The sequence below is a fragment of the Bradyrhizobium zhanjiangense genome (assembly GCF_004114935.1).
Lineage (GTDB): Bacteria > Pseudomonadota > Alphaproteobacteria > Rhizobiales > Xanthobacteraceae > Bradyrhizobium > Bradyrhizobium zhanjiangense.
In genome coordinates this window covers 736,418-752,589 of the sequence record NZ_CP022221.1, presented here as the reverse complement: position 1 = coordinate 752,589, position 16,172 = coordinate 736,418, and the positions used below count along the sequence as shown (strand labels likewise).

The following is a 16,172-nucleotide window of genomic DNA, read 5'->3' as shown; positions in this document are numbered from 1 at the left end:
GCCTGGCTATCGTCAACCGACAAGAGCAAGAACGGGATCAGCGAAATGGCGATAGCGGCGATCGAGCGCCACGACCTCCTCACACCGGCCGCTCCCCCTTCACCGTCACCCGCGTGCCGGAGCGCGTATGCGGCCAGTAGTCCCACATCGCGCGGTGCTGGGTGCAGCGGTTGTCCCAGAAGGCGATGGCATTCTCGGTCCAGCGGAAGCGGCACTGGAACAGCGGGTTCTCGGCATGCAGGTAGAGATAAGCGAGCATCGCATCGCTCTCGTCGCGCGGGATGCCGTTGATGTGGCGGGTGAAGCCGCGGTTGACGTAGAGCGCCTTCCTGCCCGTGACCGGATGCGTGCGCACCACCGGGTGCTCGGCATGCGGATAGGAGGGACGGTCGGCGACGCCGTAGTTGGCGTAGAGGCCGCGATAGATCGGTTCACCGTCATGCAGCGCGGACAAGCCGTCGAGATAGGCCTTCATGCGATCCGAGAGGGCGTCATAGGCCGCATACATGTTGGCGAACAGCGTGTCGCCACCGCGCGGCGGACATTGCTTGATGTAAAGGATCGAGCCCATCGGCGGCTCGAGATCGCAGGACACATCCGAATGCCAGCCCTCGCCGTTGGCGCGCGGCGAGTCCTTGTCGGCGTAGATCTTCATCAGCGCCGGGTCTTCGTCCTCGTGCGGTGCGGCCGGATGAAAATGCAGCTCGCCGAACTTCCGGCCGAAGGCGAGATGCTGTTTGGGCGTGATGTGCTGGTCGCGGAAAAAGATCACGAGGTTTTCGGCAAGCGCGCGGTGGATCTCGTCCATCTGCCGGTTGGAGCGGCTATCGCCCTCGACGAGCCTGCCGATGTCGACGCCGGAGATTTCCGCGCCGATGATGGGCGTGAGCTTTTCGACCGCGATGGTCTCATAAGGGGCGCCGTCATCGGCGGTGTGGCGATAGCGCGGACCTTGCTTGCCGGCGAGTGAGCTCATGGCGTGTCTCCCGATCATTTTGATTGAGAGCATGGTAGCGCGCGGCGATGGATGTGCAATCTGCACTGCAAACATGGCCGTCGTCCCGGACAGCGTAAGCGCAGATCCGGGACCCATAACCACAGGGTTAGGTTTGGCGAAGACTCGGAGTGACGACCTGCCATAACCACAGACTCTGTGGTTATGGGTCCCGGATCTGCGCGCGCTTGCGGCGCGCTTGTCCGGGACGACGGAGGTGTGTGGGGCGAGAGTAGAGAAAACTACTCCGCCGCCGTCACCGGCACCTTGGCGCCCTGGCCGTAGCGCTGGTCGATGTAGTCGATCACCAGCGCCTTGAAGTCGGCGGAGATCGTGGGCCCGCGCAAGGTGCGGAACTTCTTGCCGTCGACGAACACCGGCGCGGCCGGCGCTTCGCCGGTGCCGGGAAGCGAGATGCCGATATTGGCGTGCTTGGATTCGCCGGGACCGTTGACGATGCAGCCCATCACCGCGACGTTGAGCTCTTCCACGCCGGGATATTTCGTCTTCCAGGTCGGCATCTCGTCGCGGATGAAATCCTGGATCGAGCGGGCCAGTTCCTGGAACGTGGTCGAGGTGGTGCGGCCGCAACCGGGACACGCCGCGACCAGCGGCACGAAGGTGCGGAAGCCCATGGTCTGCAACAGCTCCTGGCCGACCTGCACCTCACGGGTACGGTCGCCGCCGGGCTCCGGCGTCAGCGAGATGCGGATGGTGTCGCCGATGCCCTGCTGCAGCAGGATGCCGAGCGCGGCCGAGGACGCCACGATGCCCTTCGAGCCCATGCCGGCCTCGGTCAGACCGAGATGGATGGCATAATCGGAACGGGAGGCGAGATCCTGGTAGACCGCGATCAGATCCTGCACCGCCGAGACCTTGGCCGACAGGATGATGCGGTTCTTCGGCATGCCGAGCTCTTCGGCGCGCGCGGCTGACAAGAGCGCCGACTGCACCATGGCCTCGCGCGTCACCGCGCGCACGTCGCGCGGATCGGCCGAGGCAGCATTCTCGTCCATCAGCTTGGTGAGCAGTTCCTGGTCGAGTGAGCCCCAATTGGCGCCGATGCGCACCGGCTTGTTGTTCTTGTTCGCGATCTCGATGATGTCGGCGAACTGGGTGTCGCGCTTGTCCTTGAAGCCGACATTGCCGGGATTGATGCGGTATTTGGCGAGCGCCTCGGCGCAGGCCGGATAGGCCGCAAGCAGCTTGTGGCCGATATAGTGGAAGTCGCCGATCAAGGGCGTGCTGATGCCGCGCTTGGCGAGGCCGTCGCGGATATGCGGAACGGCGGCAGCGGCTTCCTCGCGGTCCACGGTGATGCGAACCATTTCGGAACCGGCGCGCGCGAGCGCTGCGACCTGGGCGATGGTGCCGTCGATGTCGGCGGTGTCGGTGTTGGTCATCGACTGCACGACGATCGGTGCACCGCCGCCCACTGAGACGTCGCCGACCTTGACCTGGGTGGTCTTGTGCCGGGGCGCGGGGCCCGCGAGGTCGGAATCGATGGTGTTTTCGAGCTTGTTCATGGGGTCCAAATATCAGGTTTTGGTGACGTTCAGCAATGCATCGCGCGGCGCCGCAGCCGTTTGGTTCGGACGGTTAACCAGAAAAAGCCCAACAATTACAAGGACCGCAGCGGCCCCGAATGTCAGGCTTAAGGTGTCGTGCATGATGAAATAGCTACCGACCACGCCAAACAAAGGGGTGATGAAGGTAAAAGCCGACAATTTGCTGGCCGAATAAGCCTTCACCAGCGCGAACCAAAGCGTGAACGTGGTTCCCACCACCCAGATCGCCTGGAAGGCCATGAGGGCGAGCGATAGTGGCGCCGGCGTGTGCGTGATGGATTCGCCGAACAGCCAGGCTGCCAGCCCCAGGATCGGGATCGAGGTCGCGACCTGGTAGCCCAGCGCCTTCTCGGGCGCGGCGAAGCGCAGCCGCGTGCCCTTGGCGACCAGCGTGGTCGCCGCCCACAACGCCGCGCCGCCGACGATCATGAGGTCGCCGAGCAACACCTTGGCATCGACATCCGGCTGCGGCACGCCGATGGCGAGTGCGACGCCGGCAAAGCTCACGGCGAGCCCCAGCCATTGCGTACCGCCGAGCCGCTCGCCGAGCACTTGGTAGGAGCCGAGCGCGACGAAGAACGGGGCGGTGTAGAGGAACACGACCGCGCGCGACGCCGGCGTGAAGCGCAGGCCCTGGAAGATCAGAACGAACTCGATGCCGAACATCAGTCCGGCGATGAGGCCGGGCTTCCAGGTGCCGTCACGTTCGAAGAAATTGACGCCACGTAAGGTGCCGATGATGAACAGCACCGGCAGCGCGCCCATTGAGCGGATCGTGGCCTGGAGCATCGGCGGGATGTCCGGCAGCACCAGCTTCACCGCAATCTGGTTGAACCCCCAGGTCAGGCACAGCATCAGCATCAGGGCGATGGCGCCGGCACTGAGGGGACGTGCGGCGGATGGTATGGCTTGTGGCGAGGACATCTCTTCCCGAATACCGGCTTTGTGCCGTTGTTGCTTTAAGCAGCTTTCTGACAATGGGTGCAGACGCCCGTGATCTCCACCACGGACAATTTGGGGGCGAAGCCTGAGCTGCGCGCGGCGGCATTGAGATCCTTGGCGAAGGAGGCCGACGGGATCTCGCCGACCAGGCCGCAGCGCTCGCAGATCAGGAACGCGACGGCCGAGGTCGCGTCGTGGTCATGGGCGGCGCAGGCGAGATAGGCATTGCGGCTCTCGATGCGATGCACGAGGCCGTTGGCCATCAAGAAATCGAGGGCACGATAGACCGTGATCGGCGCCGGTCGCGCCATCGACTTGGCGAGCTCGTCGATCACCTCATAGGCGCCGAGTGGACGGTGGCTGGAGAGCAGCGCCCCGAGCACCTGACGGCGTATCGGCGTGAATTTCTGCGCGCGCTGCTCGCAGACCTGTTCGGCATGCGCCAGCGCATCCGCAGTGCAGCGGCCGTGATCGTGGTCAGGCGCGGGGAATGCCGGCTTTGCGAGGGTCATGCGGCCCATTTTCTAGCATTTCGGCGAGGGAACCCAAAGCGCGACACTTCGGATGGCTGTCAGCCATGCTCTCGCTGCGGGACAGCGTCGCATCAATCTGCGCTGGAATAATCATAAGCTTGCTTATTATATTGCAGGCTCATTGGAGATTAAGCTCATGACCCGCGGGTCTGTCGACCAGAACTTCCTGTTCACGCTCGCCGAGCTCTATCGCCTGCTGCGCGTCTATGCCGACAAGGAGGCGTCGCGCTTCGGCATCACCCGCGCGCAATGGGCGGTGCTGGCCAAGGTGGAGCGCAGCGAGGGCATGAAGCAGTCGGAGCTCGCCGAGCTCCTGGAGGTGCAGCCGATCACGCTGACGCGCCTGATCGACAAGCTCTGCGACAATGATTGGATCGAACGCCGCAGCGACGCCTCGGACCGCCGGGTCAAGCGCCTGTACCTGAAGAAGGCCGGCCGGCAGCTGCTCGGCCGGATGAGCGGGCTCCGGTCCGAAATCACCGCCAACGCGCTCGATGGCATCGCCCCGGCTGATGCGCACCGCCTCCTCACCCAACTCGAAACAATCAAGGAAAACGTGCGGAACGCGACCCAGACCAGCGGCGCGGAGCAAGCGCGTAGGGAGCAGCGCTATGGCTGATCAGGTTCTCAAGTTCCAGCCCGAGCAGAAGAGCGACAGCGGCAAGCCGACCAAGAAAGCCGGCAGCGACCCCCGCCGCCGTCTGGTGGCGGGCCTGCGCCGCTATCGCCGTTTCCTGCTTCTGGTCGTCCTGCCTGTCATCGTCGCCATCGGCGGCATCACCTTCTATTTGCATGGCGGCCGCTATGTCGGCACCGACGACGCCTATGTCGGCGCGCAGAAGGTGCTGGTGACGCCCGACATCTCCGGCAAGATCCAGAAGGTGGTCGTGAAAGAAGGTCAGGTCGTCAAGCAAGGCGACGAGCTGTTCGAGATCGACCCCGTTCCCTTCCGCCACGCGGTAGATGAAGCCAAGGCACAGCTCGCCCAGGCCCGCACGACCTACGACAACCTCGTTGCCAACATCAAGATCTATGGCGACATGCTCAACCTTGCCCAACAGGGCGTCGACCTCAAGCAGCGCGACGTCGAGCGCAAGCAGGCGCTGGTGAAGAACAATTACGGTTCGCAGCTCGATCTCGACAACGCGGCGAATGCGTTGGTCACCGCGGGCGCGCAGGCGCAATTCATCAAGCAGCAGCTCTCCAACGCCAAGACGCAATTGCTCGGCGATCCCGCGTTGCCGCTGGAGCAGTTCCCGCCCTACGCGCAGGCGAAAGCCAAGCTGGACGACGCCCAGCGCAACCTCGACCACACCGTGCTGCGCGCGCCGATGGACGGCGTGGCGACGCAGGTCGAGCAGATTCAGCTCGGCCGTTACGTTGCCGCCGGCGCGCCCGTGTTCTCCATCATCGACGTCGCGCATCCCTGGGTCGACGCCAATCCGAAGGAGAGCGACCTCACCTATGTGGCAGAAGGCCAGCCCGTCACGCTCGAGGTCGACGCGTTCCCGAATCACGTCTTCAAGGGCAAGATCGGCTCGCTCTCGCCCGGCACCGGCGCGCAATTCGCGATCCTGCCGCCGCAAAATGCCACCGGCAATTTCGTCAAGGTGGTGCAGCGCGTGCCGGTCAGGATCTATTTCGACGAGACCGACAAATACGTGCGGAAGCTGAAAGCCGGCATGAGCGTCTACGCCACCATCGACACCGGCCACCGGCGCTCACTCGCCGGCCTGTTTGGCCTGTCGGCGACAGCGGGCCAGGACCACGACAAGGACTGATCCGATGTCCGGCCCCAATGCCAGCCTGATGGTCCCCGGCCTGCGCCGGAACATGGTGACGATCTGCGCCATGACCGCGACCATCATGCAGGCGTTGGACACCACCATCGCCAATGTCGCTTTGCCCTACATGCAGGGCACGCTCTCGGCCTCGCAGGACCAGATCAACTGGGTGCTGACCTCCTACATCGTCGCCGCCGCGATCATGACGGCGCCGGTCGGCTGGATCGCCAACCGCTTCGGCCGCAAGCGCATCTTCATCATCTGCTCGGCCGGCTTCACCATGGCGTCGGTGCTGTGCGGCCTCGCGCAGGACATCAACCAGATGGTGCTGTTCCGCCTGCTGCAAGGCGTGTTCGGCGCCGCGCTGGTGCCGCTGTCGCAATCGGTGATGCTGGATTATTACACGCTCCACGAACGCGCCAAGGCGATGTCGATCTGGGGCATGGGCGTGATGATGGGCCCGATCATGGGACCGTCGCTGGGCGCCTGGCTCACCGAGACCTATTCCTGGCACTGGGTGTTCTTCGTCAATCTGCCGTTCGGCGCCATCACCGTGCTCGGGCTGATCGTCTTCATGGACGAGACCCGGAAGGATTTCAGCCTCAAATTCGACTGGTTCGGCTTCGCCGCGCTGGCGATCGCGATCGGCGCGCTTCAGCTCGCGCTCGACCGCGGCGAGCAGCTGGGCTGGCTGGAATCCAACGAGATCCTGGCGGAGTTCATCGTCTCCGCTATCGCCTTCTACTTCTTCCTCGCACATTCCTTCACGACCTCGACGCCGTTCATCCGCTTCGCGCTGTTTCGGGATCGCAACTTCGTCACCGGCTGCGTGTTCATGATCGTGATGGGACTCGTGCTGTTCTCGACCATGGCGCTGGCCTCGCCCTACATGCAGAACGTGATCGGCTATCCCATCATCACCGCCGGCCTGCTGCTGGCGAGCCGCGGCTTGGGCACCTTTTTCGCCATGATGCTGGTCGGCCGCATGATGCGCTATTTCGAGGCGCGCACGCTGATCATCACAGGGCTGGCGCTGACTGCAGGCTCGCTGTTCCAGATGACCGGCTGGACCGACCTGACCCAGGTGCCGGAGATCGTCACCGTCAGCGTCATCCAGGGCTTCGGCTTCGGCCTCGTCTTCGTGCCGCTCTCGACCGTGGCGTTCCTGACGCTGTCGAACGATCTGCGCACCGACGGCACCGCGATGCTGACCCTGATGCGCAACGTCGCGAGCTCGGTCGGCATTTCCGTCGTCATCGCCGAGCTGACGCAGGGGACGCGGCGGACCTACGCGATCCTCTCCGAGCACATCAACCCGTTCAACCACGCGCTCCAGATGCCCAGCGTCAGCGGCATGATCAATCTCTCCACCGACGCCGGCCGCGCCATGGCCGACAGAATGGTCAGCGTGCAGGCGCAGATCATCGCCTTCGCGCACGATTACCAGCTGGTGATGGTCTTTATCCTCTGCACCATCCCGCTCGCTTTGCTGATCGGCTCGACCAAGGCCACACTGCGCAAGCAGGCCGCGGGGCCGGAGCACGCGGTGATGGAGTAGGCAGCTATAGTTTCCGCTGTCGTCCTGGACAAGCGAAGCGCAGATCCAGGACCCATTACCCCCGGCGGAAATTTGGCGAAGACTCGCGGTTGCCAGCTCGTGCCACAACCTCTCCCTGGGGTAATGGGTCCTGGCTTTCGCCAGGACGACATCGGATTTGCGGGACGAGTTACCCCAACAACTCCTCGCACCCCAGATCCTCGACCGCCATCATGATCCGCTCCAGATGGTGCCACCAGATCACCGGCGGGATGTTGATGGCCCATTGCCAGACCGGCTTAGTGATGTGCCAGAGCACCGACAAGCGGTAGTCACGATCGAGCGCGCCGCGCGTGTATCCGGTGACGCCGCTTGCGAGCAATGTCTCGTGATAGAGATTGAGCAGGGGGCGCTCGAGCGCCTGCCGGCGCTCCGGAAACCAATGAAGCGCCATCATGTAAGCGAGGTCGTTGGTCGGGACATTGACGCCCCACAGGTCGAAATCGAAGATGCGCACGGTGTCGGCAACGCCAGCGCGCGGCAGGAAAAAATTCCAGGTATGGGCATCGCCATGGGTGATGCTGAGGTTACGGCGCGAATGGTAGCGCTCGGGTAGCCGGGCCGACTGGTCAATCAGGCGACGATAGAGGAGCCGGCGTTCTTCGCTGAGGCGATCGCCGAGCAGATCGGCGAACCGGTCGTAATGGCCGGCAAAGGTCTCCATGTGCTGCGCGCTGTCTTCGGGGCTCGCCCAGGTGCCGATCGTGTCGCCGAGATCGGGATGGTCCCACCAGGCCGCATGCCAACGCGCGAGCGTGGTGACGATCGCGACTATTTGCTCGCGCGACGGCGGCAGTGGCCATTGGGTTGCGATCTCATGGCTATCGGTGAGGTCCTCGAGCAGGAGATGCCAGGTCCCGCCCGGCTCGTCGAAACGTCCGTCGAAGCAGCGCGGCACCAACCCCCACGGCATGTTCGGAGCGAGCTTCGTATAGAAGGCCACCTCGTGCCGGCCGCCATCGGCGAGCGTCTTGGCAAAATCGGCATGTGGCGTCTTGAGGATCAGCGATTGCGGCGCGCCGGCCGATTCGCCGACATAGCGCAGTCCAAGGCGGGCAATGTGCGACACCACGGTGTCACGCCGATGCAGCACCTTCACCTCGCGGACTGCGCCAGCGTCCAGCACGCCGCCTCTGCGTAGCGCGGCCGTCAGTCGGGCGGGCTCAATGACCGCCGGCAATTGTGGGGATGTCATAACCACGATGCCCCTGTCCCGCGCCATACTGCACGATCATAACCCCACACACCAGCGGCCGAGTTGATGCCGGGCATCAAGCCGCGGCAGTCGAGTCCCGCACGGTCCGCACCACCACCGACCGCAGCTGTTCGAGATTGGCCGCCATGCCGGCGATCGCCTGCCTGACTTCCGCGGCGCGCTCGTTCACCGAGGCAGCGTCGCGGCTGACATTGCCGATCTTGGCCGAGACCTCCTGTGCCGCGGACGCCGATTCGGAAATCGACCGCGTGATCTCCCGCGTCGCGGCATCCTGTTCTTCCATCGCGGCGGCAACCGAGGTCGCGACGCCGTCGATCTCGACGATGTGGCCTCCCATGGTCTCGACGGCATCGACCGCGGCCTGCGTCGAGGTCTGGATTTCGGCAATCAGCCGCCCGATCTCCTCGGTGGACTTGGCGGTCTGATCGGACAGGGATTTCACCTCGGCGGCCACCACCGCGAAGCCGCGGCCGGCCTCGCCGGCGCGCGCCGCCTCGATCGTGGCGTTGAGCGCGAGCAGGTTGGTCTGGCCGGCGATGCCGCCGATCAGATCGGAGACCTCGGCGATCTTCTTCACCGAACCGGCCAGCGCCTGGATGGTCGAGCGCGCCTGCTCGCGGCCGGCGACCGCAGATTTGGTAACCGTGCTGGTCCGCGCGACCTGGCTCGCGATCTCGCGGATCGAGGCGCTCAGCTCTTCCGCCGCAGCCGAGACGGTCTGCGAGCTGCCGAGGGCCTGGGTGGAGGCCGCGGCGACCGCCTGCGATTGCGCGGAGAGCGAACTTGCGATCTCGGACAGGCTGGTGGCGGCGCGCTCCACGCCATGCGTCGCCGCGCTCGCGGTGTCGACCGACCGGCCGGTCTCGCGCTCGACGGTTTCGGCCATCTGCTGCAGGGCGCCGCGTTTGGCGAGTGCGGCCTCCTGTTCCTGCCGCAACTGCTCCTCGCGCAGGCGGGAATTCTCGACCGCCGCCTGCTTGAACACCAGGAGTGCACCGGCCATCGAGCCGACCTCGTCCCGGCGGTGCGCGAAAGGAATGTCGGCGGCGAGATCGCCGGTCGCGAGCTTCTGCATCGTGTCAGTCATGCGCACGATCGGGCGCACCACGCCGAGTGCAACGCCGAGCAGGCCTGCGGCAATGAAGGCGAGGACAGCGGCGGAGACGCCGAGGAGGATGTAGAGCATCGAGCTGTCGCGATCCGCGGCCAGCTTCTCCATGGCGGCATTCTGCTTGTTGGCGCTCTCGACGATGCTGTCGATGACGGTGCGATGCGCGGTGTAGGCGTCCTTGAGCTGCGCATAGGCGCGCTCGGAAGCGGCCGCGTCCTTGGCCTTGAGGGCCGGCAGGAGCTGGTCGGACGCCTTCCAGAATTTCTGCACCTCGGCATCGGATTTCGACACCAGCGCGGTCTTCAGATCAGCCGAGAGGCTGGAGGAGACCCAGAATGCCTTGCGCTCGTCGTAATCCTTGCGGAGCTGAACCAGGCGCTCGCCATGGGCCGCGAGCTGGTCCGGCTCGCGCATGGCGAGGGTGGCCTCGAGATAGGCTTCGATGACGTATTCCGGCGGCGGCAGGATGTCGGCGATGAGGTCGTTGCCGAGCTTGATGTCGGAATAGAGCGGGCCGCCGACCTTGAGCTCGCGTAGCGTATAGAGACTGGTGGAGACCACGGCCGTGAAACCGAGGGCCAGGACGATGCCGAATGCAATGATCGCAGAAGAAAGCGAAAGACGAATTTTCATGGAACAATCCAATGCCGCACGTCAAAATCCGAATGGATCCTAAACGACTGCGGTAAACACGGGATTGCTACGCGCAGAAATTGCACCGCGCGAACTCCGGGAAACTACGGGAAAACGGTCGGGAGGCTTCCGCTACCCCGCTCGGCCGTCGTCCCGGACAAGCGCACCTCGGGCGCGCACAGATCCGGGACGACGCGGGAGTTAAACGTCGAAGAACACCGTCTCGTCGTCGCCCTGGAGCCGCAGGTCGAGGCGGTAGACCGCCTTGCCGCCCTCGCGCGTCGCAACCAGCGTGGCGCGCCGCTCAGTGGGCACCAGCGCCAGCACGGGATCGGCGGCGTTGCCGGCCTCGTCGCTGAAATAGATGCGGGTATAGAGATGCCTGAGCATGCCGCGCCCGAACACCGCAAGCAGGATGTGCGGCGCCTGCGGCTTGCCCTCGGGATCGGGCACCGCGCCCGGCTTGATGGTGTCGAAGGAATAATTGCCGTCCTTATCCGTGCCGCAGCGGGCAAAACCGCGGAAGCTCGCATTCGGCAGCGCACGCTTGTCCTGCGGGTCGGCAAAGCGGCCCTGCGCGTCCGCCTGCCAGATCTCCAGCATGCAATCCGGCACGGCGATGCCGTCGCCGTCGAACACCCGGCCCTCGATGCGGACACGGTCGCCCGTGACGTCGGGCGTCAGCGTCGAGTTGGTGAACGCGTCGTTCCAGGCGTATTCGCCGTTTGGCGTCAGCCCGTATTTGAAGAACGGTCCGACGGTTTGCGATGGGGTGATGCCGTTTGGCTTCACAGAATCCTGCACTTAATGGTTCTCCATAGGCGTGGCGTTCTGGCCGCGCAGCACGATGTCAAAGCGGTAGCACAGCGCCCATTCGGGCTTTGTGTTCTCGAGATCGAACGAGGAGACCATCCGCGCCCGCGCCTTCTCGTCCGGCACCGAATTGAAGATCGGGTCGAACGGGAACAGCGGATCGTTCGGGAAATACATCTGCGTCACGAGGCGCGTGACGAAGGAATGGCCGAAGACCGACAGGTGGATGTGCGCGGGCCGCCACGCATTGTGATGATTGCCCCAGGGATAAGCGCCCGGCTTGATGGTGACGAAGCGGTAGTAGCCAGAGGCATCGCTCACGGTGCGGCCGGCGCCCGTAAAATTTGGATCGAGCGGCGCCGGGTGCTGGTCGCGGACATGGACATAGCGGCCGCAGGAATTGGCCTGCCAGATCTCGACCAGCGAGCTCGGCACGCCGCGGCCGTCCTCGTCGCGGACGTGGCCGTGCACGATGATGCGTTCGCCGAGCGGCTCGCCACTGTGCTGACGGGTGAGATCATTGTCGCCCTGGCGCACCGTCTCATGACCATAGACCGGACCGGTCAGCTCCGACAGGGTGTGGCGCATCGGGATCAAAGGCTTGTTCGGCGCGCGCTTGATCGAGCTCTTGTACTCGGGCGACAGCGGCAGCGGATGCGCCTTGTTGCTGTCCGTGGGATAGATGAATGTCATTTGGCGAACTCCTCCCCGGCCATTGTGGACCGGCCGGTCAACGCTTCCGCCAATCATTATAGGACATAACTAATTTGGGGAAGCGGGTTTCGCGGGCTTCCTTTCTTCACCTCGCCCGCAAGCGGGGACGGGTCAGATCGTCCCGGCGATGCGAAGCATCGTCCGGCGCGATCCGGGTAAGGGGGGTACAGCTCCCTTCGACAAATCATGTGCAGACCCTCTTCCCGTAAAAACCGGGCGAGGGAGCAAAACTAGATCAACCGCACACCTGATATCGCCGACTTCAGCCAGCGTAGCGCCTGCGGCGGCTGCGCTGCGAGCGGGGCGACGACGGCCTTCTCGGTCCGGCATTTCTCGAGCTCAGCCACGAAGTCGGTCGACCATTGTTGGATGGTGTGGCCGCGCAGCTTCTTCATCATTGCGTCCCAGCGCATCTTGCGTTCGGTGAGCGGCATTGAGGCCGCGACCGCGATCGCGCGCGCCATGCCATCGATGTCGTGCGGATTGACCATCAAGGCGGTGTCGAGCTCATTGGCCGCGCCGGCGAACTTCGACAGCACCAGCACGCCGGGATCGGCCGGATTTTGCGCGGCGACGTATTCCTTGGCGACGAGGTTCATGCCGTCATGCAGCGGCGTCACCACGCCGATTTGCGCCGTGCGGTAGAGGCCCGCGAGCACGGTCTGGCTAAAACCCTTGTTCAAATAGCGGATTGGCGTCCAGTCCACTTCGCCGTGACGACCATTGACGTCTGTGACGAGGCGCGCGACCTCGTTCTGGAGATTGCCATAGGCCTCGATGCCACCTCGCGAGGGGTTCGCGATCTGGAGCAGCGAGATGCTGCGCGCAAACTGCGGCTGCTCCGTCCAGAGCCGGTCGAATGCACTGATGCGGTTGACGAGGCCTTTCGAATAGTCGAGGCGGTCGACGCCGATCGCGAGGCGCTCGCCATTGAGGCTGCGCCGCAGCCGCGACACGTCGGGATGCGAGGCCGACTTCGCCGCATATTGCGCGAACTTTTCCGCATCGATGCCGATCGGAAACACTTCACAGCGCGTGCGGCCATGCTGAGAGATCGCAACACCGTCCTCGATGGCGAGGCCGAGCTCGCCGCCGACATAAGCGAGGAAGTTCTGGCAGTCCTCATTGGTCTGGAAACCGAGCAGATCGTAGGCCAGCATCGCCGTGATCAGCTCGCGATGATTGGGCACGCCCTGCACCACCGCGGCGACCGGCCACGGCGTATGAAGAAAGAAACCGATGGGATCGCCGACGCCGAGACTACGCAGTTCTGCGCCGAGCGCCAGGAAGTGATAATCCTGCACCCAGAACGCAGTTTTTGTTTTTCGAAATCGCATCAAGGCGCGCGCCATGAAGGCGTTGACCTCGCGATAGCTGACATAATCTTCGCGCGAGACGCGGATCAGATCGCTGCGCGAATGCAGTGCCGGCCACAACGCTGAATTAGCAAAGCCTTCGTAATAGCCGCCGTAATGTGCCGCCGGCAGATCCAGCGTCGCAATCGCGCCCGAACCCAGTGCTTCAATCTCGGCGAACGGTTCCTTCTGATGGCCATCACGCACGCGGCCTGAAGAACCCACCCAAATGGCCCCCGAATGTTCCACCACCGGCAGCAAGGCCGCCGCGAGGCCGCCCGTCATGGGTTCATTAGGTTTGCCGCGCGCGACGCGATTTGAAACGACAACTAAGTTCACAGGTCGTCCCCTCCTGTTTCATTCCAGCCCGTTTAACTGCCGTTCATCAATATGGTTCCGGATCATCGTTTCAACGAATTGAAACCAAAATCGGGCGTGCGCGTTGGAACTGGCTTCCTTCGCGGAACCCGACGATTCATCAGCTTTTTGCGATTTGTGTAGCGCAGCATGCATTGCGATGCGCAACGATGCTGGCGCGTATTATGTCCGCGAGGTGGCGCTGCCTTTGTTTCACCTCGGATCGAGCAAGCGCGCAAGGAACGCACGCACATCGCTCGGCGCATCGAAGTGACCATTCACACCCATGGCGCGGCGGCCGACCGAGAAGGCGAGCCCGTCCATATCAGGCATGATCGCGAACACAGTTTCGTCCGTGACGTCGTCACCGATGAACAGAGGACGACGTCCCCTGAACGGCTCATGCTTCATCAATTCGTGCACGCCGCTCGCCTTGGTGAAGCCGGAATGCTTGATCTCGCAGACGAATTTGCCAGGCAGCACCTCGATCGGCGCATTGGGCAGATCGGCGCGGATCAGCGACACGGATTCGTAGATCGCCTTCTCCGCATGCGGCGCAAGGCGGTAATGCAGCGCCAGCGAATAGCCCTTGTCCTCGAGCAGAATTCCCGGGCTGAGTTTGGCGATCGCAGCCAGCCGCCGCTTCAGCTCCTTGTCCAGCGGCGGCGCGTGGACGTCATCGGCTTCACTGTCCACCGACAGCCGCATCTCGGCGCCATGACCGGCGACGGCGCGAAACACGTCGGGCGCGAAGATCAGGTCGATGTCGTTAAGCGAGCGGCCGCTGACCAGCGCCAGCGCGCCGGAGGTGCGTTCCACCAGACGATTGAGCGTGTCCGACAGCCCCGGCGGCACCCATACCTCGCGCGGCGTCGGCATCAAGTCGAGCAGCGTGCCGTCGATGTCGAGCAGGATCGCGGTATCGTCCAGATGCGGCACGAGCGCATGCGGCACCGGCACCGTTTCCGGTGTCTCGTCGTCACCAGGGATGGTGAGCTTCTCGTCCAATGCCATTTCCGCAAGTTCCGATTTCATAGTCTACTCCATAAAGGCAAGCGGCCGTGCGATTTGTTCGAGCGATTTGCGCTCTGCCGAGACGGCATAGCGCCACGCCACGATCGCAGCCGCGATCATCAGGAACGCCCCCAGCAGATAGCCGGCGAACACGCTGATGCGTGATCCCGTGTCGATCAGCGCGCCGAATAGTGCCGGCCCGATCACGCCGCCAATGCCGGTGCCGACTGCATAGAACACTGCGATCGCCAGCGCGCGGACCTCCAAGGGAAAGTTCTCGCTGACGGTGAGATAAGCCGCGCTCGCGGCCGGCGAGGCGAAGAAGAAGATTATCATCCAGGCCACCGTCTGCCCCTGCGCGCTGAGCGCGCCGATCGAGAACAGATAGCCTGACAGCGCCAGCAACAAGCCCGATACGCCATAGGTGAACACGATCATGGTACGGCGGCCGAGCGTGTCGAACAGGCGGCCGAGCAGCAGCGGACCCAGGAAGTTGCCGGCGGCGAAGGGCAGCAGGTACCAGCCGACATGATCGGCGCTGATGCCGTAGAAATCGGTCAGCACCAGCGCGAAGGTGAAGAAGATGGCGTTGTAGAAGAACGCCTGCGCGCTCATCAGCACGAGGCCGACCAGCGCGCGCTGACGATAGGCAGAGAACAGCGTGTGGACGACCTCGGGGATCGGCGTGTGATCGCGCATCTTCAGACGGATCTTCGCAAAGCGTCCGTCGCTCGTATCCTGGCCTTGTCCGATCACCGAGCATTCGATTTCGTCGACGATGGCATGCGCCTGGTCGGGTCGGCCGTGGATCATCAACCAGCGCGGACTCTCCGGAATCCACATCCGCATCAAGAGCACGACGAGGCCGACGGTCGCCCCGATCAGATAAGCGAGGCGCCAGCCGATGTCGGGACCGAGCACGGCTGGATCGAGCAGCACGATGGCCGCCACCGCGCCCATCGCAGCGCCGATCCAGAAGCTGCCGTTGATGATGAGATCGGTCCAGCCGCGATAGCGCGCCGGCACCAGCTCCTGGATGGTCGAATTGATCGCGGTGTATTCGCCGCCGATGCCGGCGCCGGTGAGGAAACGAAACAGCGCGTAGCTCGCGATATCCCATGACAGAGCAGTCGCAGCCGTCGCCGAGAGATAGAGCGCAAGCGTGATGAAGAACAATTTCTTGCGGCCGATGCGGTCGGTGAGCCAACCGAAACCGAGTGCACCCAGCACCGCGCCGGCAAGATAGGCGGAATTGGCGATGCCAAGATCCAGATTGGAGAAATGCAGCGAGGGACTCTGCTTCAGCGCGCCCGAGAGCGCACCGGCCAGCGTCACCTCGAGTCCATCGAGGATCCAGGTGATGCCGAGCGCGAGCACGACGCGCGTGTGAAAGCCGCTCCACGGCAGCGCATCGAGGCGCGAGGGAATGCTGGTCTCGACGACGCGATCCGTCGCCACCGCCGAGATCGCAGATTCATAATTCAGCGCTGGGCTTTGCTGCAATTCCATCGCGTTGTTGTGTCTGATCAATGGAAGCGGCC

The 16,172-nt window shown here is 63.9% G+C and carries 14 protein-coding genes; 3 read left to right on the top strand and 11 right to left on the bottom strand.

The features are described from left to right. Window positions 1–79: 79 nt before the first annotated feature. The 4 genes from XH85_RS03585 to XH85_RS03570 form a co-directional block, all read right to left on the bottom strand. Window positions 80–976 (bottom strand): TauD/TfdA dioxygenase family protein, encoded by an 897-nt coding sequence (locus XH85_RS03585; RefSeq protein WP_164940164.1) that lies wholly within the window; start codon window positions 974–976, stop codon window positions 80–82. A 260-nt stretch (window positions 977–1,236) separates the two neighbouring features. Then, window positions 1,237–2,520: a flavodoxin-dependent (E)-4-hydroxy-3-methylbut-2-enyl-diphosphate synthase gene (gene ispG, locus XH85_RS03580; protein ID WP_128930770.1), complete on the bottom strand. Its 1,284-nt coding sequence runs from the start codon at window positions 2,518–2,520 to the stop codon at window positions 1,237–1,239. Between the two features lie 12 nt (window positions 2,521–2,532). Next, window positions 2,533–3,486 (bottom strand): DMT family transporter, encoded by a 954-nt coding sequence (locus tag XH85_RS03575; protein WP_128930769.1) that lies wholly within the window; start codon window positions 3,484–3,486, stop codon window positions 2,533–2,535. A gap of 35 nt (window positions 3,487–3,521) precedes the next feature. After that, complete coding sequence (locus XH85_RS03570) at window positions 3,522–4,016, bottom strand: Fur family transcriptional regulator (protein WP_128930768.1); 495 nt, start codon at window positions 4,014–4,016, stop codon at window positions 3,522–3,524. A gap of 157 nt (window positions 4,017–4,173) precedes the next feature. Here XH85_RS03570 and XH85_RS03565 point away from each other — a divergent pair, with 157 nt between their 5' ends. Genes XH85_RS03565 through XH85_RS03555 form a run of 3 tightly spaced genes read left to right on the top strand, consistent with a single transcriptional unit; the run spans window position 4,174 to window position 7,379 of the window. Continuing rightward, entirely contained in the window at window positions 4,174–4,656 is a 483-nt protein-coding gene (locus XH85_RS03565) for a MarR family winged helix-turn-helix transcriptional regulator (RefSeq protein ID WP_091896610.1), read from the top strand. Continuing rightward, window positions 4,649–5,818 carry an HlyD family secretion protein gene (locus tag XH85_RS03560; protein ID WP_128930767.1) on the top strand — a complete coding sequence of 390 codons (1,170 nt, stop codon included), beginning with the start codon at window positions 4,649–4,651 and terminating at the stop codon, window positions 5,816–5,818. The genes XH85_RS03565 and XH85_RS03560 overlap by 8 nt, the downstream gene beginning before the upstream one ends. 4 nt (window positions 5,819–5,822) lie before the next feature. Beyond that, entirely contained in the window at window positions 5,823–7,379 is a 1,557-nt protein-coding gene (locus tag XH85_RS03555) for an MDR family MFS transporter (RefSeq protein WP_128930766.1), read from the top strand. Between the two features lie 169 nt (window positions 7,380–7,548). On the opposite strand, the gene XH85_RS03550 is transcribed toward XH85_RS03555, so the two are convergent. The 7 genes from XH85_RS03550 to XH85_RS03520 all read right to left on the bottom strand — a co-directional run bounded on the left by XH85_RS03550 (window position 7,549) and on the right by XH85_RS03520 (window position 16,140). Continuing rightward, a complete protein-coding gene (locus XH85_RS03550) occupies window positions 7,549–8,640 on the bottom strand; it encodes a phosphotransferase (protein WP_128930765.1) in 1,092 nt (363 codons plus the stop codon). Window positions 8,641–8,689: 49 nt separating this feature from the next. Then, window positions 8,690–10,378, bottom strand: coding sequence for a methyl-accepting chemotaxis protein (locus XH85_RS03545; protein WP_128930764.1), 1,689 nt, complete (start codon window positions 10,376–10,378; stop codon window positions 8,690–8,692). Between the two features lie 201 nt (window positions 10,379–10,579). Then, window positions 10,580–11,182, bottom strand: a complete 603-nt coding sequence (gene pcaG / locus XH85_RS03540; protein ID WP_128930763.1) for a protocatechuate 3,4-dioxygenase subunit alpha — start codon at window positions 11,180–11,182, stop codon at window positions 10,580–10,582. Then, a complete protein-coding gene (pcaH, locus tag XH85_RS03535; RefSeq protein ID WP_128930762.1) occupies window positions 11,183–11,884 on the bottom strand; it encodes a protocatechuate 3,4-dioxygenase subunit beta in 702 nt (233 codons plus the stop codon). A 251-nt stretch (window positions 11,885–12,135) separates the two neighbouring features. Further along, on the bottom strand, window positions 12,136–13,599 hold the full coding sequence (locus XH85_RS03530) for a trehalose-6-phosphate synthase (RefSeq protein ID WP_128930761.1): 1,464 nt from the start codon (window positions 13,597–13,599) through the stop codon (window positions 12,136–12,138). A gap of 231 nt (window positions 13,600–13,830) precedes the next feature. Then, the gene (gene otsB / locus XH85_RS03525; RefSeq protein ID WP_128930760.1) at window positions 13,831–14,652 is read right to left on the bottom strand and encodes a trehalose-phosphatase; all 822 of its coding nucleotides are present in this window, start codon (window positions 14,650–14,652) and stop codon (window positions 13,831–13,833) included. Window positions 14,653–14,655: 3 nt separating this feature from the next. Beyond that, complete coding sequence (locus XH85_RS03520) at window positions 14,656–16,140, bottom strand: MFS transporter (protein WP_164940176.1); 1,485 nt, start codon at window positions 16,138–16,140, stop codon at window positions 14,656–14,658. Window positions 16,141–16,172 lie beyond the last annotated feature (32 nt).